General features: G+C 57.4%; 20 protein-coding genes. 9 read left to right on the forward strand and 11 right to left on the reverse strand.

The window, feature by feature from the left end:
• Window positions 1-53 precede the first annotated feature (53 nt).
• The 3 genes from MDHKLMBL_RS08510 (at window position 54) to MDHKLMBL_RS20975 (ending at window position 2,570) form a co-directional block, all read left to right on the forward strand.
• On the forward strand, window positions 54-722 hold the full coding sequence (locus tag MDHKLMBL_RS08510) for an MFS transporter (RefSeq protein ID WP_227507813.1): 669 nt from the start codon (window positions 54-56) through the stop codon (window positions 720-722).
• Window positions 723-789: 67 nt separating this feature from the next.
• Window positions 790-1,854 (forward strand): 5-histidylcysteine sulfoxide synthase, encoded by a 1,065-nt coding sequence (ovoA, locus tag MDHKLMBL_RS20970; RefSeq protein WP_199185495.1) that lies wholly within the window; start codon window positions 790-792, stop codon window positions 1,852-1,854.
• Entirely contained in the window at window positions 1,815-2,570 is a 756-nt protein-coding gene (locus tag MDHKLMBL_RS20975) for a putative 4-mercaptohistidine N1-methyltransferase (RefSeq protein WP_199185496.1), read from the forward strand. Before ovoA ends, MDHKLMBL_RS20975 begins: the two co-directional genes overlap by 40 nt.
• On the opposite strand, the gene MDHKLMBL_RS08520 is transcribed toward MDHKLMBL_RS20975, so the two are convergent.
• Window positions 2,545-2,715, reverse strand: coding sequence for a hypothetical protein (locus MDHKLMBL_RS08520; protein ID WP_176443065.1), 171 nt, complete (start codon window positions 2,713-2,715; stop codon window positions 2,545-2,547). The genes MDHKLMBL_RS20975 and MDHKLMBL_RS08520 overlap by 26 nt on opposite strands.
• 127 nt (window positions 2,716-2,842) lie before the next feature.
• Here MDHKLMBL_RS08520 and MDHKLMBL_RS08525 point away from each other — a divergent pair, with 127 nt between their 5' ends.
• Window positions 2,843-3,781, forward strand: coding sequence for a GGDEF domain-containing protein (locus tag MDHKLMBL_RS08525; protein WP_053112808.1), 939 nt, complete (start codon window positions 2,843-2,845; stop codon window positions 3,779-3,781).
• 48 nt (window positions 3,782-3,829) lie between these two features.
• Here MDHKLMBL_RS08525 and MDHKLMBL_RS08530 read toward each other — a convergent pair whose 3' ends face one another.
• Window positions 3,830-4,279, reverse strand: coding sequence for a pseudoazurin (locus tag MDHKLMBL_RS08530; RefSeq protein ID WP_104270602.1), 450 nt, complete (start codon window positions 4,277-4,279; stop codon window positions 3,830-3,832).
• 305 nt (window positions 4,280-4,584) lie between these two features.
• Here MDHKLMBL_RS08530 and MDHKLMBL_RS08535 point away from each other — a divergent pair, with 305 nt between their 5' ends.
• Both MDHKLMBL_RS08535 and MDHKLMBL_RS08540 read left to right on the forward strand, forming a co-directional pair.
• Complete coding sequence (locus MDHKLMBL_RS08535; protein WP_053112810.1) at window positions 4,585-5,214, forward strand: DNA-3-methyladenine glycosylase family protein; 630 nt, start codon at window positions 4,585-4,587, stop codon at window positions 5,212-5,214.
• Window positions 5,215-5,224: 10 nt separating this feature from the next.
• The gene (locus MDHKLMBL_RS08540; protein WP_176443066.1) at window positions 5,225-5,716 is read left to right on the forward strand and encodes a nucleoside deaminase; all 492 of its coding nucleotides are present in this window, start codon (window positions 5,225-5,227) and stop codon (window positions 5,714-5,716) included.
• Here MDHKLMBL_RS08540 and MDHKLMBL_RS08545 read toward each other — a convergent pair.
• Window positions 5,686-6,552: a DMT family transporter gene (locus tag MDHKLMBL_RS08545; RefSeq protein WP_053112811.1), complete on the reverse strand. Its 867-nt coding sequence runs from the start codon at window positions 6,550-6,552 to the stop codon at window positions 5,686-5,688. The genes MDHKLMBL_RS08540 and MDHKLMBL_RS08545 overlap by 31 nt on opposite strands.
• A gap of 38 nt (window positions 6,553-6,590) precedes the next feature.
• A complete protein-coding gene (locus MDHKLMBL_RS08550) occupies window positions 6,591-7,004 on the reverse strand; it encodes a hypothetical protein (RefSeq protein ID WP_104270603.1) in 414 nt (137 codons plus the stop codon).
• Between the two features lie 125 nt (window positions 7,005-7,129).
• Between MDHKLMBL_RS08550 and MDHKLMBL_RS08555 the strand changes: the two genes are divergently transcribed.
• The gene (locus MDHKLMBL_RS08555; protein ID WP_104270604.1) at window positions 7,130-7,699 is read left to right on the forward strand and encodes an NnrU family protein; all 570 of its coding nucleotides are present in this window, start codon (window positions 7,130-7,132) and stop codon (window positions 7,697-7,699) included.
• Between the two features lie 20 nt (window positions 7,700-7,719).
• On the opposite strand, the gene MDHKLMBL_RS08560 is transcribed toward MDHKLMBL_RS08555, so the two are convergent.
• From MDHKLMBL_RS08560 to MDHKLMBL_RS08575, 4 genes are all read right to left on the reverse strand, one after another.
• Window positions 7,720-8,685 (reverse strand): zinc-binding metallopeptidase family protein, encoded by a 966-nt coding sequence (locus tag MDHKLMBL_RS08560; RefSeq protein ID WP_104270605.1) that lies wholly within the window; start codon window positions 8,683-8,685, stop codon window positions 7,720-7,722.
• Window positions 8,686-8,800: 115 nt separating this feature from the next.
• The gene (locus tag MDHKLMBL_RS08565) at window positions 8,801-9,427 is read right to left on the reverse strand and encodes an NAD(P)H-dependent oxidoreductase (protein ID WP_104270606.1); all 627 of its coding nucleotides are present in this window, start codon (window positions 9,425-9,427) and stop codon (window positions 8,801-8,803) included.
• 35 nt (window positions 9,428-9,462) lie between these two features.
• The gene (locus MDHKLMBL_RS08570) at window positions 9,463-10,452 is read right to left on the reverse strand and encodes a cyclase family protein (RefSeq protein ID WP_062781477.1); all 990 of its coding nucleotides are present in this window, start codon (window positions 10,450-10,452) and stop codon (window positions 9,463-9,465) included.
• Between the two features lie 134 nt (window positions 10,453-10,586).
• Window positions 10,587-11,483, reverse strand: coding sequence for a LysR family transcriptional regulator (locus tag MDHKLMBL_RS08575; protein WP_104270607.1), 897 nt, complete (start codon window positions 11,481-11,483; stop codon window positions 10,587-10,589).
• Window positions 11,484-11,605: 122 nt separating this feature from the next.
• On the opposite strand from MDHKLMBL_RS08575, the gene MDHKLMBL_RS08580 reads away from it, so the two are divergent.
• On the forward strand, window positions 11,606-12,523 hold the full coding sequence (locus tag MDHKLMBL_RS08580; RefSeq protein ID WP_227497797.1) for a DMT family transporter: 918 nt from the start codon (window positions 11,606-11,608) through the stop codon (window positions 12,521-12,523).
• A gap of 121 nt (window positions 12,524-12,644) precedes the next feature.
• Window positions 12,645-15,920, forward strand: coding sequence for a carboxyl transferase domain-containing protein (locus MDHKLMBL_RS08585; RefSeq protein WP_104270608.1), 3,276 nt, complete (start codon window positions 12,645-12,647; stop codon window positions 15,918-15,920).
• A gap of 9 nt (window positions 15,921-15,929) precedes the next feature.
• Here the strand turns inward: MDHKLMBL_RS08585 and MDHKLMBL_RS08590 are convergent, their stop codons facing one another.
• The 3 genes from MDHKLMBL_RS08590 to MDHKLMBL_RS08600 form a co-directional block, all read right to left on the reverse strand.
• Window positions 15,930-17,630: a BamA/TamA family outer membrane protein gene (locus tag MDHKLMBL_RS08590; RefSeq protein ID WP_104270609.1), complete on the reverse strand. Its 1,701-nt coding sequence runs from the start codon at window positions 17,628-17,630 to the stop codon at window positions 15,930-15,932.
• 52 nt (window positions 17,631-17,682) lie between these two features.
• Window positions 17,683-19,566 carry a monovalent cation:proton antiporter-2 (CPA2) family protein gene (locus tag MDHKLMBL_RS08595; RefSeq protein WP_104270610.1) on the reverse strand — a complete coding sequence of 628 codons (1,884 nt, stop codon included), beginning with the start codon at window positions 19,564-19,566 and terminating at the stop codon, window positions 17,683-17,685.
• 66 nt (window positions 19,567-19,632) lie between these two features.
• On the reverse strand, window positions 19,633-20,493 hold the full coding sequence (locus MDHKLMBL_RS08600) for a LysR family transcriptional regulator (RefSeq protein WP_104270611.1): 861 nt from the start codon (window positions 20,491-20,493) through the stop codon (window positions 19,633-19,635).
• Between the last annotated feature and the right edge of the window lie 183 nt (window positions 20,494-20,676).

The raw sequence follows: 20,676 nt of genomic DNA on the forward strand, positions 1-20,676 counted from the left end.
TTCATGCACGGGGATTTCTGAAAATACGCATGCTCCGATGAAAACCGCCGCCCGTGCTGTTCGGCGGGCTCTTTATATTCATGGCCGGTGCGGTCATGGTGTCGCTGGCAGATACTCTGTCAGACATGGTGTTCTGGCGGATCGCTCAAGGGATCGGCGGGGCGTTCTGTGCGGTATCGGTTCCCGCCATTATCCGGGACGAGGTCAGCGGTCAGGATGCCGCCCGGCTGTTCGGCCTCATTGGGCTGATCACGTTCATAGCGCCCGCTGCAGCACCCTCGCTGGGGTCACTCATGTTGGCGCTTGGCGAGTGGCAGTGGATACTTCTCATGCTGGCGGGCTACGCCGGGTTTCTTGTCCTGACCCTGCAGGTTGCGCTTTTTCCGAAGCCCCAGCCTCGAATCCCGACCACCACACCGATTCGGTCCCTGGTGACCAACTACCTGCTGGTGCTCAGACATAAAACCACCATGCGTTTTATCGGCATTCAGGTTCTGTGTTTCAGCACCATGCTGTTGTTCATCACCCATTCCCCGTTCATCTACCAGGAATGGTCTGGCCTCTCCAACAGCACGTTTGCCATTCTATTCGCCGCCAACATTGCGTTCATGGCTGCCCTGAACCTGATCAACCGTCCGTTACTACGGCGATTCTCCTCGGTGCAGCTGGTGCGCGCCCCGGACAGTCGCCCTGGCGAAAGAAGCTGGCGTGTAACATTTTGACCACAGGGAAGCTCTAAACGGTTTGCAGGGAGAATTGAACCATCCCTGACCATCGAAACGTATGCATGTGGGTAAAAAAACAAAGGACGTGTTCGACAATGACAGTGCCAATACCGGAAACCGCCTTCTCATCCAGAGCGGCGTGCCGCACGACAGGTTTGCTGAGGACGCCGGATACTTCCAGAAGTCGATCCCTCTGAGACACCCCCTCATTTTCTACCTTGGCCACACCGCACCATTCTTCGTTAACAAGCTGGTTCTGGCCAAGCTGCTACCCGAGCGCATCGATCCGCGCATGGAGTCGATTTTTGCAGTGGGTGTCGATGAGATGAGTTGGGACGATCTGGACGAGGACCATTACGACTGGCCTACCGTCGCCGAAGTCATGGATTACCGGGCCAAAGTCCGGGCCACCGTTCTCGAGTTGATCGAAACACTGCCGCTCAGCCTGCCAATCAATTGGGAGAGCCCCTGGTGGCCCATCGTCATGGGCGTCGAGCACGAGCGTATCCATCTGGAGACCTCGTCTGTACTGATCCGCCAGCATGATCTGGCAATGGTCCGCCCGCAGCCGGAAGGGGCCCCGATTCGTGAAACCGGTGAAGCGCCGGAAAACGAGCTGATCACCGTGCCAGCCGGCACAGTTTCAATCGGCAAACCCTACGATGACGCCTACTACGGCTGTGACAATGAATACGGCGAGCATGAAGCCGAGGTCGATGAGTTCAGGGCCAGTCAGTATCTGGTCAGCAATCAGGAATTCCTGGCGTTTGTTGAAGCTGGCGGTTACCAGGAAGACCGGTTCTGGAGTGAAGAAGGTTGCGCCTGGCGCCAATTCGCCAAGGCCAGGCATCCAACGTTCTGGCGCTGGCAGAATGGGTGGCACCTGCGACTGATGACCGAGGAAGTGGAGATGCCGTGGGACTGGCCGGTGGAAGTCAATTACCACGAAGCAAAAGCCTTTTGCGAGTGGAAACGGGAGGAAACCGGTATCAAAGAGGTGGACAACGACCCTGCCAACGCCAACCTGCACCTGGACCATGGAGCATCTTCCTGCCCGGCTTCCGCTACATCGACTCGGAAAGCGAAGCGGTGCAACCCAATGCCTACTACGAAAGCGACCGGTTGCTGACTGAATACGCGGAGCTCCACTTCGGTGACACCTGGTTTGGCGTGGAAAACTTTCCGAAGGCCCTGGCGGATCTGGCCCTGGGTGCCATGAATGGCAAGCCCACCGGCAAAGCAGTGGATCTGGGCTGCGCCTGTGGCCGGTCCAGTTTCGAGCTGGCAAGGCGCTTTGACCAGGTGGAAGGCGTCGATTTCTCAGCCAACTTTATCAGGCTGGGCGTGGAAATGGCCGAGCAAGGCTCCATTCGCTATGCACTTGCAGAGGAAGGCGAACTGGTCAGCTATCACACCCGAACGCTCAAAGAACTTGGCCTCGAGGAATGTTCTGAGAACGTGAGCTTCTACCAGGGGGATGCCTGTAACCTGAAACCGCAGTACTCGGGCTACGACCTTGTTCTGGCGGCCAACCTTATTGATCGCCTCTACCGCCCAAGGCGTTTTCTGGACAGCATTCACGAGCGAATCAACGACGGTGGGCTGTTGGTTATTGCTTCACCCTACACCTGGCTGGAGGAACACACGCCGAAGGAAGAGTGGATTGGCGGTTTCAAAAAGGATGGTGAGAACCACACCACGCTGGATGGCCTGAAGGAGCACCTCTCAGAGCATTTCCGGTTAGTCAGTGAGCCGAGAAAGGTGCCTTTCGTGATCCGCGAAACCCAGCACAAGTTCCAGCATACCCTCTCAGAAGTGACTATCTGGGAGCGGTTGCCACGCTGATCAGCGCGGTCACCCCCTCTTTTATCGCCTCGTGGTCCACCAACTGATCGAACCAGTTGGTGGCTACTTGACCGCTCGCCAGGCACAACAGCGTCCCCAGCACGATGTCTCTGTCAACGTTATCGCCACCCGGGTTGGTGCTCATGCGAAGCGCCAAAAGCGGTATTTTTGTTGCCGGGACTGGTTTATCTTAACTGTAGGAGACAATGTTTCTATTACGTTCATCACGCAGACACAGAGCTGCTTTGGCTCGGTAATCGGAGAACAATGAATTGAGTGACAACCCCGCTGGACTGGTTGAAGATAGCTCCGTTTACAGAACCTTATTGGAGTCAACCAAAGCGATTCCCTGGAAAATCAACTGGCGAACCATGCGATTCGAGTACATAGGGCCCCAGATTGAAGCCTTGCTCGGCTGGCCCCAGGACAGCTGGCTAACCGTAGACGACTGGGCCACCCGCATGCACCCCGAGGATCGGGAGCGGGTCGTCAATTTCTGCGTATCGCAATCCGAGGCCGGAGTCGATCATGAGGCGGACTATCGGGCCCTCACCGAACGAGGAGAATACGTCTGGTTGCGGGATGTGGTGCATGTACTGCGTGACGATAACGGTGATGTCGAGGCTCTGATCGGCTTTATGTTCGACATCAGCGAGCGCAAGAAAACCGAAGACGAATTGGTCGCTCTGCAGAAGAAATTGGAAGAGTATTCTTACAAGGATGGACTCACCGGCGTCGCAAACCGCCGAATGTTTGATACCGTCATGAACGAGAACTGGAACGACGCCATCCGACACCAGTCTTCTCTGTCAGTCATACTGCTCGATATCGACAATTTTAAAGCGTACAACGATCTTAACGGCCATTTGCAGGGTGATGAATGTCTCAAGCGAATCGCTACGCTACTGGAGAACGGGGCCCAACGGCCCCGCGACTTCGTGGCAAGGTTCGGTGGTGAGGAATTCGTGATCATCCTGCCCGAAACGGACACGCCAGCTGCCATCAGTGTGGCTGAACGTTGCCGTCAGTTGCTTCTTGAGGAACAACTTCCCCAGGGAGACAGCCCGCACAGTAAACAGGTTACTATGAGCATGGGAATAGGCACTGTGATTCCCTCACGCCACGACCGCATCGCCGATTTCCTGGATCTGGTCGACCAGCGACTCTATAAAGCGAAGCGGGACGGCCGTAATCGAATTGTCTTCGATTAAAATAGAAAAGGCCGCGCAGTAATGTGAGCGGCCTCTATCCCGATTGACTTACTTCTGGACTTGCTCAAAGTAACCGGTCAGACGGTCCTTGTTCGTTGCAGCGGCTGCAGTGAGCTTATCCACGGCGGCTTTCGCAGAGTCGTAGTTGACAGCTTCGCCTACCTGAATGACACCGGCCATGTTCAACGCGGCGTGGGGCGTGCATTTATAAACGTATACACCCTCTTCGTTCAGGGTCATCGTGATACCCTCATTCATGGCTCCCTGCCAGCCTTCAGCACCCTCAGGCACCTCTACGGACACTGAGTTGTGGGCTGGATCGACCAGGACAAATTTGACGGTATCGCCAGGCTCGGCCTTAACAAATCCCGGTTCAAAGACCATGGCACCGTCAGCGCCGGAGTTCTTCATTTCAACGACGTGTTCGGCCGCCATTGCAACGCCAGAAATAAAAGTGAGTGCGACTGCAGCAACGGTGTGTTTAAGCGTTAATTTCATAGTGACTTCACCTCATTGGTTGGTCATTGAAAGCACTGAGTGTTACGCATCCTACCCATACCAGGATTCCTTTCGACTCTAAGGGCATATCCTTATGGGAATGACGCCCCCGGTTCGCCAGGGCTCGGTCCTGAGAACCAAGGAGGGGCTGTTTCGTACAAATTGGCATCATGTCTTCGGATATTGAATGATGGCGGAACTAAAGATCGACGGCATACACTGCCAGAGCAAGCTCGCTCCTTTGTGCAACAACAGATCCTGAACGGAGACCAGCAATCGGCCCTCCATTAGGCAAAAAGGAGTTTATGCAACGAAAGACGATCAATGACGAAACCTTGAGAATGGGCGTTGACGTTCTGGCCGAGAGAGATTCCGATTTATACAGGATCCGGGACCGGCTTGGGTACCCGCCACTCTGGGCTCGAGAGCCGGGGTTTGCCTCACTGGTGCATATCATTCTGGAACAACAGGTCTCGATCAAAGCCGCGGCCACCATGTTTCAGCGGCTCGCGTCGCATCTAGGATCGGTAACCCCGGAATTGGTCCAAAAGGCTGGCGAGTCTGAGCTGAGGCAAGTCGGGCTTACACGGCAAAAAGCCCGGTACTGCGTCGAGCTCGCCAATCGGGTTGCCAGCGGTGCGCTGGAACTCTTAAAGCTTGACACCCTTGACGATGCGCAGGGCCGAAGCCACCTTTTGGATATACCGGGTCTCGGGCCCTGGACCGTCGACGTCTATTACATGATGGCGCTCCGGCGAGCGAATGTCTGGCCTCAGGGAGACCTGGCTCTGGCATCCGCGCTACAGGACATCAAACAGCTGGAGGCCCGGCCAACCAGAGATGAACAACTTGTTTTTGCGGAACAATGGAAGCCGTGGCGAGCCGTAGCCGCTCGTATGCTTTGGATGCATTACCTGGACGCACGAGGTCAATGAAGGAGGCAGCGTGATCTACGAAACCGAAATGAAACACCTGGCCCGCTGTGTGGAGTTAGCGTCAATGGCAGTGGACAGCGGAAACCCGCCTTTTGGCTCCGTGCTGGTGGATGAAACCGGTGCCGTCAGGTACGAGGGCCATAACGAGACTGCCGGTGGAGACGAAACCCAGCACCCCGAGTTCGCAATAGCCCGTTGGGCAGCTGCCAACATGACCCCGGATGAGCGAGCCGCCTCAACGGTATACACCTCCGGCGAACACTGCCCGATGTGCGCAGCCGCTCATGGCTGGGTGGGGCTCGGCCGCATTGTTTATGCAAGCTCGTCAGAGCAGCTTTCAAGCTGGCTGGACGAGCTGCATGTGGCGCCACCACCCGTGGCAACCTTGCCAATCAATCAGGTGGTGCCGGGTGTTCCTACTGAGGGTCCTTTCCCCGCTCTTGCAGACGCCATCCGCGAGCTACACCAGCGCTACGCCTTAGCGGAGCGAAACAAAACATAGTTCCCCAACAGCGCCAGGCATGCTCCCAACACAGCCGTTGCTGTCCATTCGAAGCCCTCGAGCCAGGTCGAAACGCTCAGGGCAACCACAGGGAAAAGCACCGTCGCGTAGCCGGCCTTGTCAGCGCCCAGAGTCTGGATGACCGTGATGTAGCAATAAAACGCAATGATGGAGCCAGGCACCGCCAGGAATACAGTCGCTCCCCAGAATGTCGCTGAAGTGGGCACCACCCATTCCACACCCTGCAACAGGCACCAGATGCCAAGAATCACCGCGCCGTAAACCATGGCCCATGCGTTGGCCAGGAACAGCGGCACCTGTGACATCCGCACCTTGATGCTGACCAGGTTACCCATGGAGAACCAGAAAGTTCCTGCAATGGCGAACAAAATGCTGGTGGCGGTGGCGTTACCCAGCTGCAAATCGTGCCAGAACAGCAGGGCCACACCGGTGATCCCCAGAGAGATTGCCGGATACAGCCGAGCGGTGGGCCGCAATCGCAACCAGAGCCAGCCATTCAGGGCGTTAAACAGCGCGGCCAGGGAAAATACCACCGCCAGCAGACCGCTTGTCATCGATTCTGCCGCACGATAGATCAGAAGGAAGTTGATGCTGTACAGGGTCGCTCCCTGCAGTACCAGCCAGCCGTGCTGTTTCAGGGTAAGCCTCTCCAATTTGCGCGCGATGGCAAGAACCACCAGTGTCACCACAGAGGCCATAACGAACCGGTAAAACACGGAGATATCGACAGGGGCTGCTTCAACCTGCAGCCGAATCGCTGTCCAGGTCAGCCCCCAGATCAGTACCGTCAAACCATAGTGAGCAGAGATGGGCATGCAATTGGGATCCTGTAACTATCGGGAAGAACCGTTGGCTAGTTCACGATTCCTGATCGGGGCACCAGACACGCCATGGCCGTGAGCGAAACATCCCGGAATACCGCCTCCGAGGCAACAACACTCGGGAATCTATCGTAAAGCATCCGCCGACACGTAGAGGTTCGAGCTTCGGCTTTTTCGACGCAATCAGACTGGGCCGTCGCGCCACTACCCTCGCCCGTAACATCCGAGCAGAAGTCCGGAATCTGCCCGAAAATCCAGTCGACTGCAGCACTGAGTTCAACGGGATTGGCCCGCAAGTTGGAAAGGCGGCTTGCGTCGATGGGGTCGGGCTGTTCGCGGGTCTGGTCCCAGAGAACAAACAGCAGGGCGGCAGATACCAGTACAACAGTGACCGTGGGAGACTTCATGGGCGCCTTTTCAATCCGGTGAATCAGATCGCCGATCATAAACGCTCAGGCATCTGCTGTCCCGGTTTCCTATACTTATCTGGATTTCAACCAAATGGGCTTTCCAAGGAAAGCGTCCTGCCAATCAGACAACCCTGTCGCTCAAGCCAAAAGGAGTTTTGCAAATGACCACACTGATCGTTGGTCTCATTCTGTTTCTGGGCGTGCATTCGCTTTCAATCGTAAACGAGCCCCTGCGCAACCGACTGAACGCGTCCATGGGCGAGGGAGCCTTCAAAGGACTGTATTCCGTGGTGTCCATCGTCGGTCTGGTTCTAATCGTTTGGGGTTACGGCGCCGCCCGGATGGATCCGACGGTGATCTACATGCCGCCCGCCTGGCTCAAGCATGTGGCCTTCCTGCTTCTGGTGCCTGTTTTCCCTTTGCTGTTTGCCACCTACCTGCCGGGTAAGATCAAGGCAAAACTGAAGCACCCCATGCTCATTGCCGCCAAGCTCTGGGCTCTGGCTCACCTTCTGGCGAACGGGATGCTCCACGACCTTCTGCTGTTCGGCTCCTTCCTTGCCTGGGCGGTAGCCGACCGGATCTCCATGAAGCGCAGAACCCAGCGCGCCATCACAACGTTGCCAGCGACCAAAGCCAATGATGTCATTGCGATCGTTGGCGGCCTTGCCGTGTATGTGGTCATGGTGGTGTGGGCCCACCAGTGGCTCTTTGGCGTGTCGCCGGTCTGATTGACCGGCACTCACCTGGACTAGAGGCCCTGGGCCCCGCGGCGCAACCAGTCGTGCACGAACGCAAGCTTGCGCTGCGCCGTTTCGGACAGGACAAACGGGTAGAGGTCAGACAGTCCCATGGAGCGGTTCACATGGTTAACCCGGATGGCCAGTGACGCAGCAACATTGATCAGCATGGCCGTGTCGGGCTCCGAGTAGGGATCCCAACCCTGTCTCGGCACCTCGGGCGAGGTCAGACCGGATGACACCAGGCTGTCGGTGATGTCCGTCAGGTGCAGCAGGTGTGCCGCAGTCTCCGCCCAGTCCTCGTGCGGGTGTGCCGAGGCGTAGCTGGTCAGGTAAAACAGTCGCCAGTCTTGCGGCGGGCCGTTATGGTAGTGATGCTCAAGGGCCGCCGGATAATCGGCGCGTTCATCACCGAACATCTCCCGGAACGCATCCAGAAAGTCTTCACGCAAGCTCAGGCGCCACCAGAGCATGTGGGCGATTTCATGGCGCATATGGCCGACCATGGTTCGATAGGGTTCGTCCAGGGCCTGCCGTCGGGTAGCACGAACCACGGGATCCGCCTCTGCGACGCTGATGGTTACCACGCCGTTCGCGTGCCCCATGGCAACCGGGGTCAGCCCCTCGGCCAACATGTGGAAAACCGGGCGCGTGCCCGGATCCTCAGGGCGAAACCAGTGCCAACGGCCGAGGTTGTCCAGCACCCAGCGCTTGGAGGCTTCTGTCTCGGCCCAATTGGGCATGGCGTTAGGAATATTGGGGTCGGGCGCCAGAGCAGTCATCGCGCAGGAACGACAGAAGGCCCCCTGTTCAGGCGCAATCCAGTTGCAGCCGATGATGTCCCGGTTCGCGCAAAAGGGCGGCATCGGAACGAAAGACCTGGCCTGTGGATCGTACGCGACCGGTGTGCCCTGTGCCGTGGTGAGATTGTCAAACCACAGATTTCCGGAACCAACCGGGTTGGAAAAAACCTTCATAGAGCTGGTGCTCCTCTTGAACGGCAGTAAGCTCGAAAATGTGTTGCCGTTCTTCCGAACCTATACCCTATAGACAAGGAACACCAGCCAGACCACCAAATCGACCGGGTATCACTTACACGCTGATCACCAGATCGTCGTAATCAAAACGTACTTTCGGTAAGCCGGAGGTTCGGTCACGGGCACTACGGTAACCCAAAGCAACGATGGCAGTAGTCTCAAGGCCCAGTTTTGCCAGTCCAAGTACGTCATCGTAGGCTTGGTGATCGAAACCGGTCATCGGGCAGCTATCTACTCGCATTGAAGCTGCCGCAGTGAGCAGGGTCCCCAGGGCAATATAGGCCTGCTGGTGCGCCCACACCCGTTTTTCTTCTCGGGATTTGGCTGCAAGCGCCTCTTTCATGTGCGCCACATAGCCGGAGATATCCTGGGCAGGTACGTCGCGGGTTTTCACAAACTGCGTGACATACCTGTCGACCGTGTGGTCACCAATATCCGTTTGCGCCGCAAAAACGATCAAGTGAGAGCAGTCCAACACTTTCTGTTGGCCAAAAGAGTAGGCCAGCAAATCCTGTCGAACCGACTTGCTTTCGACGACCAGAATTTTATAGGGCTGCAGTCCATAGGAAGAGGCGCTCTTGCGAGCCGCATCAACCAGTGTTTCCACCGTATGGGCACCAAGCTTCTCGGGCGAAAATTCGCGGACGGCGTAACGCCAGTCCAGGGCTTCGTGAATGTTCATAGTGAAATCTCCAGTAAAGAGTCAAAGACCGGCGATTAACGAGCAGAGGTATAGGGTATTGCAATGGGCCGCAACGGCGCGGCGTCTCCGCCACGAATCTTTAGGGGTGTTCCAATAAACGCGAACTCGTACACCTTGTCTTCTGCCAGCTGCTCCAGGTTGACCAGTTCCATAATCGTTACTCCTTGCTGTGCCAGCAGGTAGGTGTGCACGGGCACGTAGTTTTCGCTGTCTTCGGAAGGAAATGCCTCAAAGCTGAGATTGTCAGCGCCCAGCGACAATGCCTGTCTGTCTCCGGCCAAATAGCGCGCCGCATCCATTCCCAGCCCGGGCGCATTGGTCATAAAGCGGCTTCCATCGCTGTAATGCCGCATGCGGCCGGTGCGAATCAGCACCACGTCTCCGGGGGCAATATCGGTCCCCTGAACGGTCAACGTGTATTTGATATCTTCCCGCGTAATTCGATAGCCGGGCGAAAGCTCGTCAAGGCCTTTTGCCGCGGGAATATCCAGCAGCACGCCCCTGGCAACAATCGGCGGCAGTTTCTCAACGCCTGTCCGATTCCAACCCCGGTCGCCCAAATGCTCATCAGCGGAAAAATGATTCCAGACTTTGCCGTTCAGGCCGAAATGATTGAGCGCGTCAATATGGGTACCGGTATGCGCATACATGGAAAACGCTGAGCCGGTATAACTGACATGCGCGTTCATCTTGTCGCCTACCGACATAGGGTCGTCCACCTGGGTGCCTTTAGGGGTATGGGTCATCCACATCTGGAAATGTGGATCCCCTGCTGCCTGCCAACTGGGCATCCCGATGTAATACTCGACACTCAGGTCATAGGTTTTCTCTGGGTTCAGGTTATCGAGCGCCGCTTTTCGCGATTCCGGGGTGATCATGTTCAGGCGGCCAATTTCATCATTCGGCCCCCAGGGGCTCGAAGCCACATCAGCGCCCAACACAATGGCCGGTGCCAGAATAGTGGCAAGAAAGGTGGATTGGAAAAGTGCAGTGCGATGGTTCATAGAGTTGCCTCCTTCAGGTTGAAGTAGCAACTCTAGGGGTGCGTAAACGCCCAAAAAACAGACTGAACAGAACTATATATTTTCCAAAACGGAAACAATAAAGGAAAGAAAGAAGATTAGCCGCGAGATTGCCGCTATTCCCAGTACGGCTTCTCTCCCAGATGCTGATCGAGGTGATCAAGTAGCAGACGGACCTTCGTGGGTTGCTTACGCCCGGGTGGGAAAAGGGCAAATACAGTGTAGGGTTCGGGTGGATAGTCGGGAAGCAGAGGAATCAAGGAGCCTGATTCAATATCTTCCTGCACCAAAAAGCGTGGGAGGTAACCGATGCCAGCCCCACTCAAAAGACTCTGGCGGATTGCCAGACTGCTGTCTGTTCGAAAGTTGCCACTGACCATCACTTCCTGATCACCGAGCTTCCAAACCCTCGGCCTGTCATGGAGAGTAAACGTCAAGCAATTATGCCTGGCCAGATCCGATGGGGCATGAATCTCCGGGACATCCTTCAGATACTCTGGTGATGCACAAACGATGTTCCTGGACTTTCTGAGTGGTCTGGCCATCAGGCTCGAATCCGCCAGGGAACTGCGAACCCGGATGGCGATATCAACGCCCTGCTCCACCAGATCGACCACCCGATCGCTGAGCTGCAAATCGATATCGATCTCGGGAAAGCGGTTCAGAAAACTGTCGATAGCCTCTGAGATGTGGGTCAGCCCGAAAGACATTGGCACATTCAGCCTTATTGTCCCCTTTGGCTCCGCCTGAAACCCTCTTGCCTCCAGTTCTGCGTCTTCCAGTTCATCCAAAAGGGCTTGGGTACGCTTGAGAAAGGCAAACCCCGCATCGGTCAGGTTCATTCGGCGAGTGGTTCGGTTGATCAGCCTCGTATCGAGGTCCCGTTCCAGAAAAGCGATGTGTTTGCTGACCGTCGCCGCAGTGATCTCCAGGTCATCCGCAGCCCGGGTAAAACTGCCCAGCTCCGCCACTCGCCTGAAGATGTTCATCGCTACCAGCTTGTCGGTGGCCACTGAACGCTCCTGATTATTTCCGATTTGGAAGAAGTATTGTTCGAATGCGCCCAGTTATCAACTTAATCAATTACGGCAAACTGGCTCACGGTAATGCCCCTCACAACCCGGAGCACTTAGTGATGATAGCCTCTATGCAGCGTTCGCTTTTCCCGCCCCAGGCCGCAGTTTGGGGCCTCCTGCTGGCCAATGGATTCCTGATCGCCTTGATGCTGGCGCTGGCAAAAGCCGCAACATCCCAGGGTATGCCGGCCGTCACTTATGCTTTCTGGCAAACGCTTATTGCAGGATCCGTTCTGCTGGTATTCTCCCAGAAACGCCGCTCTCTGTTGGAACGTCGCCTGAGCCGCTATTTTCTTATCAGCGGTCTGACCGGCATCGCGGTCCCGAATGTCATCGGGTTTTATCTGGTGACAAAACTGGGGGCAGGATTCACGGGCATCATGTATGCCCTGCCACCAATATTTACGTTTCTGATCGCCACTGGCATGGGGCTCGAAAAACGCAGCTGGATCAAACTGGCCGGGCTATCGATTGCGGTCATTGCCTGCGCCTGGATCGTGCTGCAACGTCATTCTGAGATCAGCAGCCCGAACCTTCTCTGGTTCGCCATGGGCCTGATCATCCCAGCCATGCTGTCTATCGGTAACGTCTACCGTTCAGTGGCATGGCCTGATGCAGTAAAGCCCATGGTCCTCGCAGCAGGCACATTGCTGGCTTCAGCTATGACACTTGGTCTGTTTGCAGGTCTGGCTGGGACGCCCATTTTTCCCGTAGGCACAGGATCTTACCTTCTTGGTATTGTCATTCTGCAGGGCCTTTTAACTGCGCTGACCTACCTCTGCGCCTTTGAACTACAGCGTCGCTCCAATCCGGTTTTCTACAGTCAGCTCGGCGCAGTCGCCGCCATGTTCGGGTTACTGATTGGCGTAATCTGGTTCAACGAGCGCTACTCAGTTGGCATCTGGCTTGGCGCCCTCGTGGTTATCCTGGGGCTCCGGATAAGCAACAGAACGAAACCAACGAGCCCTGAAACCTGAGTCATCAAGCGCATTCATAACCAACCCTCAAACAAATTCATTTGCCTGATCCGGATGCCGTTTCTAGGATGGTGGCTTCTGTCGCCCAAAATAAAAATCACACCCCGGGGAACAAGGCACCATGACTTTTCGCTCCGTACTGATTGCCAATCGCGGCGAAATCGCGATCCGCATTGCCCGAGCCTGCAGCGAACTGGGATTGCGGTCTGTGGCCGTATTCTCTGAAGACGACGACGCCAGCCTGCATACCCGTATGGCCGATGAGGCGGTGGCTTTAACGGGCCATGGCGTAAAGGCTTACCTGGATGGAGCGCAACTGATAGACGTCGCAAAGGCCCATGGCTGCGAGGCGGTCCATCCTGGCTACGGATTCCTGGCGGAAAACGCCGGTTTTGCCCGCGCATGCGAACAGGCCGGGCTGATCTTTATTGGCCCTTCGCTCGACGTGTTGGAGGGGTTTGGTGACAAGTCGGCTGCCAGGGCCCTGGCAGAGCGCTGCGAGGTTCCCCTGATAAAGGGAATCAACAGATCGGTGAGCCTCACCGAGGCCCGCGCCTTCCTGGACGAGCACGGGCCTCTTATGATCAAAGCGATTGCCGGTGGCGGCGGCCGCGGCATGCGGGCGGTTCACGCCGAAACAGAACTTGAGCAGGCCTTCCAGCGCTGCCAGTCCGAGGCTCAGGCAGCGTTCGGCAACGGCTCACTTTACGTTGAGCAGTTGATCGCTCGGGCAAGGCACATCGAAATCCAGATAGTCGGCGACGGTACCGGAGCCGTCAGTCACCTCTGGGAACGCGACTGCAGCCTGCAACGGCGAAATCAGAAGCTGATCGAGATTGCACCGAGTCCTTTACTGGACGCCTCGATCCGGGATGCCATGATCGACAGCGCCCTGAAACTGGCCGGCGCCGTTAACTACCGTGGTCTCGGCACCTTTGAGTTTCTGGTGGACGAGGACCACCCCGGCCGTTTCTATTTCATGGAAGCCAATCCCCGCATCCAGGTAGAGCACACCATCACCGAGGAGATTACCGGCGTTGATCTCGTTCAAACCCAGCTGCAATTGTTTGGCGGCCAAAGCCTCACTGATCTGGCTCTTGATTCGGCACCCACCGTGCGGGGCTTCGCGATTCAGGCGCGAATCAACTGCGAAACGCTCCACGCCGATGGTCATGCCACCGCCTCCACCGGCACACTGAGCACCTACGAGCCACCGTCTGGCCCGGGTTTACGGGTCGATGGCTACGGTTACACCGGTTACACCATCAGCCCTTCGTTTGACTCCCTGCTCGCCAAGCTGGTTGCCCATGGCGGCGATTACCCTTCAACACTTCGGCGGCTGTATCGCGCCCTGTGCGAATTCCGGCTAACCGGTGTCAGCAGCAATATTGGTCTGCTGCAGAATCTGGTCCGCCATTCCGGCGTGGAAACCTGGGCTGTTACCACCCGCTTTGTCGAAGACAACCTGAAACACCTGATCCCGGAAGCGACCAAAACCGCTCACCCGCACCTGCACTTTGGCAACGCATCTGCCTCGGCGGTCGACGAAAGCCCGGGCGCCATCGCCGCACCGGCGGGCACCATCGGCATTGAGGCGCCCAGTTCAGGCACGGTTGTCAGTATCGATGTGACACCAGGAGATTCCGTCGCCATCGGCGACCCGGTGGCGGTGCTTGAAGCCATGAAAATGGAGTTTGTGGTCAAGGCAACCAACTCCGGCATCATCCACGCTATTGCCGCAGAACCAGGGACAACGGTGAACGACGGGCAGGCACTGGTCTATCTGGAACCAGCCAATGTCGAGGCCGGCGGCATTCAGAATGAAGAGACGGTTGATCTGGAATACATCCGGGCCGATCTCGCCGAGGTTCTGGAGCGTCATGACCTGCTGACTGACCAGCGCCGACCGGAGGCGGTCGCAAAGCGGCGTAAAACTGCTCAGCGAACCGCTCGTGAGAACGTTGAAGACCTGCTCGACCCCGACAGCTTCAATGAATACGGAGCTCTTGCACTGGCGGCACAGCGACGCCGACGTTCGGCGGACAAGCTGGCTGAAATGAGCCCGGCGGATGGCCTGATTACCGCCATTGGCACCGTGAACGCGCCGGCATTTGGCCCCGAAGCCGGGCGTTGCGCCACCATGGCCTACGATTACACGGTGTTCGCAGGCACACAGGGGCTGGCAAATCACCGCAAGGCAGACCGAATTCTCGCTCTGGCCGAGCAATGGCGAATCCCCCTGGTTCTATTCGCGGAAGGCGGTGGGGGTCGCCCATCCGACACCGACGCCAACGGCGTTTCGTTTCTGGACTGTCATACCTTTGTCAGCATGGCACGGCTCTCCGGCGTCGTGCCCACGCTCGGTATTGTGTCCGGCCGTTGCTATGCGGGCAACGCTGCACTGCTTGGCTGCTGCGACACCATCATTGCCACCAGAGACGCCAATCTGGGGATGGCGGGACCCGCCATGATCGAAGGCGGCGGGCTTGGGCGGTTCAGCCCGGAACAAGTGGGGCCGGTGTCCGTCATGGGGCCCAACGGTGTGATTGATGTCCTGGTCGAGGACGAAACTGAAGCGGTCAGTGTGGCGAAGAAATATCTGTCTTACTTTCAGGGCACGTTGGAAGGCTGGCAGTGCGACGATCAACGACGGCTACGCCACCTGATTCCGGAAAACCGCATGCGGGTCTACGATATCCGTCAGGTTATCGAAACCCTGGCCGATCAGGACAGTGTCCTGGAACTCCGCAGCCAATTTGCGCCAGGCCTGATCACGGCTCTGGTCCGTATTGAAGGTCGTCCCATGGGCCTGATCGCCAACAACCCGGCCCACCTGGGCGGAGCGGTCGATGCCAGCGCAGGTGACAAGGCTGCCCGCTTCATGCAGCTCTGTAATGCCCACAGCCTTCCGATCCTGTCACTGTGTGACACACCGGGCTTCATGGTGGGGCCTGACGCCGAAAAACAGGCCACCATTCGCCACATCTCGCGTATGTTCGTGGCGGCAGCCAAGCTCAGTGTGCCTTTCTTCACCGTGATTCTGCGTAAGGCGTACGGTCTTGGCGCCCAGGCCATGGCAGCGGGCAGCATGCTCACCCCCTTCTTCACGGCCGCCTGGCCCAGCGGTGAGTTCGGGCCCATGGGCTGGGAAGGCGCCGTGCGCCTGGGCTTTGCCAAAGAACTGGCCGCCCAGCCTGATGAGGAATCAAGGCAGAAGATGTTCGATACTCTGGTCGCCAAAGCCTATGAGCAAGGCAAGGCGCTCAACGTGGCCAGTTATCTGGAGATTGATGCGGTGATCGACCCGCAGGAAACGCGGGCGTGGTTGATACGCGGGCTCAGTTCCACTTCCGGCATTCAGTCTGGGGAAGGCGGGAAATTCGTCGATACCTGGTGAGCGGGGGCTCTAGAATTGGCTTCTGCCCCGCAACAGAACCTGAAAATCATCAATACTGTCGTCGCCATCCAGGGGAAAGGCGAAGTCGAGGTGCAGCATACGCTGCACCTCAATGCGGCTGGACGCCAGCCGCATGCCGAAGCCAACATCCTTCAGAACACCTTCGTCCGGCCCACTGTTCCGTTCGTCAGTGAACCAGGCCCGGCCGACGTCGGTGAAGATTACACCACCAACCCGAAACAGCTTGAACGGATGCCAGTCCGGAAAATAGCGCCGCTCCAGGGTCCATAGCAGCCTGCGGTTACCCTGCTGGTATTCGCTGGGATAGCCACGCAGGCCGTTCTCCCCGCCAATCAGCAGTTGCTGATCGGCTGTCAGATTGTGCGCTGCGGTGAACGCGAGATTGGTGTACCAGCTGTTCCAGCGCTCCGAGCCGCCATGGAAGTACTGAACGCTCACTGTGCCCAGCAGGTTTTCCACCCGATCCTCGTCGAGACGGTAGGTGCCGCTCTGGCTGAGGGAATAGCTGGCGTAGTTGGTCTCCGAGGCATGCAGCGCATCCTGGAAATCCATATTCAGAACCACCCGGTCTTCCGTGGCACCCAACCCGCTGCCCGAGTAGCCCAGCTCGGTCCGCCAAACGAAACCGTCCCGCACATCTTCCACCCGCTGGAGCCGGGTCAGGTTGGTCATTTCACGGAAACGGTTCTGGCGGTAATCAAAGCCAATCCAGGGGTAACTCAGGGTCCTGTCGTCTGGAAAGATGTCGAGATCGGGTTCGTTGGGCAAACGGTCGAACATGAGTGCATTGTAGCGGTAGCCGGCGAGCAACCTCAGTTGCCGATCGTTCCTCTCGGCCAGGCGCCAGCCTCCATCGATACTGAAGAACTCCTGGCTGCGCCGATAATCGGCAATAGCCTCCGCGCCGACATAGCGGGATTCTTCCCTTACGTCATCGATGCCGCTCAACCCAAAACGCCAGTTGGTGGTCTCGCTGAAGAAAGGCCTCTCAAGGTAGGCGCCTCGGCCCCGGCCGTCGCTTCTCTCATCGAACGAGAACCCCGCCTGCCAATGCGAACCCAGTACGTTCGGGTCATCAAAATACAGACTGGTTTCGGTGCGGTCCGGGTCCTTCGCATAGCCGATGCCGAGGCTCTTGCCTGACCCGGCAAAATTGGGATCAGACAACCCGAAGTTGGTGGTATTTTCGCCCCCGGATCGGGATACCCCAACGCTCGGGAACAATGTCCAGGTATCCCTGGTAAGCACGCTTACCTCAACCTCGTTGCCACAAACCCGGGTTACGCCTACCCAGGCAGCGGTCAAATACTCACGCTGGCGCAGCACCCGCTCGGATTCGGAGATAAGCTCGGGCTTGAAGACATCTCCTTCTTCAAACACCAACTGGGCACGCAGGGCGGACTCCCAGGTAGGCGTGTTGAGCGCGTTAAGAGTTCGATAGAGCGCGTTGTCCTGCTCAGGATCGGTGGTATCAAAGATGGGACGGCGAAGAACGCGGATGCTGGCGATGCGTGCATCCTCGGGAATCACCAGATCGCTCTGGCGGGCGAGCTGATCTCTCGGCTTGTCCAGATCAATGGCTTCCGGCTGGATACTGCTGGCAATACAATCGCCCTGGCCCGATTCGGCGGCCAGGCAGGATCCGGCAAAAACCATTCCCGAGACAACAAGCGTTTTCCTGGAAACCATACTGACCTCTCGAGGCGCCCAGACAATAATTTAGCCCAGCGATGCCTCCATGTCAGCGTTCAGGCGGTCTCCAGACAGGGACATCCTCCTGCTTCGGCTCATCCCAATCACTCTGCATGGCACTGCTGAGTGCTTCTTCCAGCTTCATGAATAACTCACCGTAGCGGGGGCTGAACCGGATGCCCTCCTCGATTTCCTTCCAGGCGTCGAACAGCTCATCCTCGTGGGCTTTTTCATTGTCGAGGAAGGCCCAGGTCATCTGACGGGCACGCATCGGGTGCACACCCATGGCGGTCAGGGCATGACCACCGAGTTCAAGTGCCGAATGATAGGTTTCACTCACGACATCATCGGCACCTGCTTCCCTCAACCGGTAGCCGTGCCCCCGGTCGAAAGCCCGTGCCAACACCCAGACACCGGGGAAAAACTGCTTTACGTGCTCCACCATCTGGACCGAACGGTCCCGATCGTCGATAGCCACCACAAGCAAGCGGGCCTGTTCGATGCCGGCGGTCTCCAGCAAATCCGGCCGGCTGGCGTCACCGAAGAAACTCTTGATATTGATTTGCCGGAGGTTCTCGATCTGTTCAATCTCATGGTCCAGCGCAACAATCGGGACATTGTTGGCCCGCAACAACCGGCAGACTATCTGGCCGAAACGACCAACTCCGGCGACGATAACCGGCGCCTGCTCGTCGATGGTATCCGCCTCCCGCTCATCGTTCTGGGATCGCCGGTAGCGCGGCAACACCAGCCGGTCATAGACAATAAACAGCAACGGTGTCAGGAACATGGACAGCGCGACTACCAGGGACAGAATCTGGGAGGTTTCCACAGGAATCACGTTGTTCTGGACGCTGTAGGTCAGAAGCACAAAGCCAAATTCACCAGCCTGAGCCAGAGATAGCGTGAACAGCCAGCCATTACTGCCATGAACCCTGAACAGCAACGCCAGGCCCAGCAGAATCGCGGCCTTGACGACAATCACGGACACCGCAAGGGACACCACCGTGCCCCATTGCTCAGCCAGAACGTCAAAATTGATGCCCGCGCCCACGGTAATAAAGAACAGGCCCAGAAGCAGTCCCTTGAACGGCTCAATATTCGCTTCCAGCTCATGCCGGAATTCACTGTTAGCCAACACCACACCGGCCAGGAAGGCCCCAAGCGCCGGAGACAGATTCACCAGGCTCATCAGGGCCGCAATTCCGATCACCAGCATCAACGCGGTGGCAGTAAAGACTTCACGCAAACCGGACTGCACCACATACCGAAACAGGGGCCTGCTCAGGTAATGGCCACCCACAACCACGGCGGCGATGGCCGCCACCACAACCAGCCCATGGGCCCAGCCTGGCAGGCTGTCTACCAGGCTCAAGCGGCTTCCATGGTCTTCAGCAGCCCCACCGGCCGCCATCAGTTCCGGCAACGCCAGCAGCGGAATCAGTGCGAGCATGGGAATGACCGCAATATCCTGGAACAGCAATACCGAGAAGGCACTGCGACCGCCTTCAGTTTTAACCAATCCCTTTTCGTTGAGTGTCTGCAGGACAATCGCCGTGGACGACAGGGCGAAAATCAGGCCGACCGCAAGCGCTGTCTGCCACTGAAGCCCGAGCCAGGCAGCCACTGCCATACCGGCGGCCGCGGTCAACACCACCTGCAGTCCGCCAAGACCGACCAGACGGACCCGCATGGCCCACAGCGCCTTGGGGTCGAGCTCCATGCCTACCAGAAACAGCATCATAACGACGCCAAACTCGGCAAAATGCTGGATGGTGTTGGCTTCCTGCCCTACCAGCCCGGTGACAGGACCAATCACCACACCCGCCACCAGGTAGCCGAGGACCGAGCCGAGCCCCAGTCGTTTTGCCAGGGGCACGGCAATTACCGCTGCGACCAGGTAGATAAACGCCTGGACGAAATATACTGTCATCTATGGTTTCCTTGATTGAAAATCGGGGGCCAGGGGTGCGCAACGGTCCATTCGTGGCGCCTTCGTTTAGCGTAGACCCTGGAACGCTTCTTTCACATGAGACGCGAGCGCATCATTCAGGGGGTTTGAACCCCGCCGTACCAAAGCCAGCTGATAGAATCCGATTTGCGGGAGGGTATCACCGACTACCTCTTTCAGAGGCGGGCGGATCAGGCTTTGCGGAAACGGGGCCACGGCCAAGTCCGCCAGCATTGCCGCCTCCTGGCCGGAACAATGCTCACAGGTGTAGGCAATCCTGTAAGGTATACCCGCTTTGTCCAGTGTCCGAAGGGTCATACGCCGCCAGGCACATCCCTCATGGGCCATGGCAATCGGGAGCGGGGAACGCTGATAGGCCGATGAGCCCTCTCGCCCGGCCCAGACCAGCGGTTCCTCGTGCACCACCTCACCGCGGGGAATACGCCCCTCATCGGCCACAGTTACCAGGGTCATATCCAGTTCCCCGGCGTCCAGGCGAGCGAGATTCTGTTTGCTCGAACCAACCACGACATCCACCAGCACGGCGGGATAGGATCTGGCAAATTCTGCCAGAACTTCCGGCAGAATCCGGGTACCCACATCGTCAGACGTGCCAATACCCACTTTCCCCTCAAGGGTTGGCGAAACGAAATACTGCACGGCCTCTTCATTCAGGCGCAGCAATCGGCGCCCATAATCAAGAAGAACCTCCCCTTCTGCGGTCAACGTGACACGCCTGGGTTCGCGAACAAACAGGGTTTTCCCGAGGTTCCGCTCAAGCTGTTTGATCTGCATGCTCAGGGCGGAAGGTGTTCGGTGAACGGCTTTGGCGGCACTGGTAAACGTGCCATGTTCCGCAATGGCAACGAAACTCCGGAGCACATCGTTATCAAGCAGAGGCATGTTCATGGGCGGACCCTACGGATAGATTTATGGCCGGCAACTGCCTTAAGCATAACTGAACAAGATCTTAAATTCTTTTCGTTTGATTGAAGGCAGAGAGAATACCAGAATAGCGGCTGTAGGCACCCGTAGGCGAGTTACAAGACGTCTCCAAACGAGCTGCTGCAAGTCATTCACCAACAGTCGGGG

Source organism: Marinobacter flavimaris, assembly GCF_002933295.1.
Classification (GTDB): domain Bacteria; phylum Pseudomonadota; class Gammaproteobacteria; order Pseudomonadales; family Oleiphilaceae; genus Marinobacter; species Marinobacter flavimaris.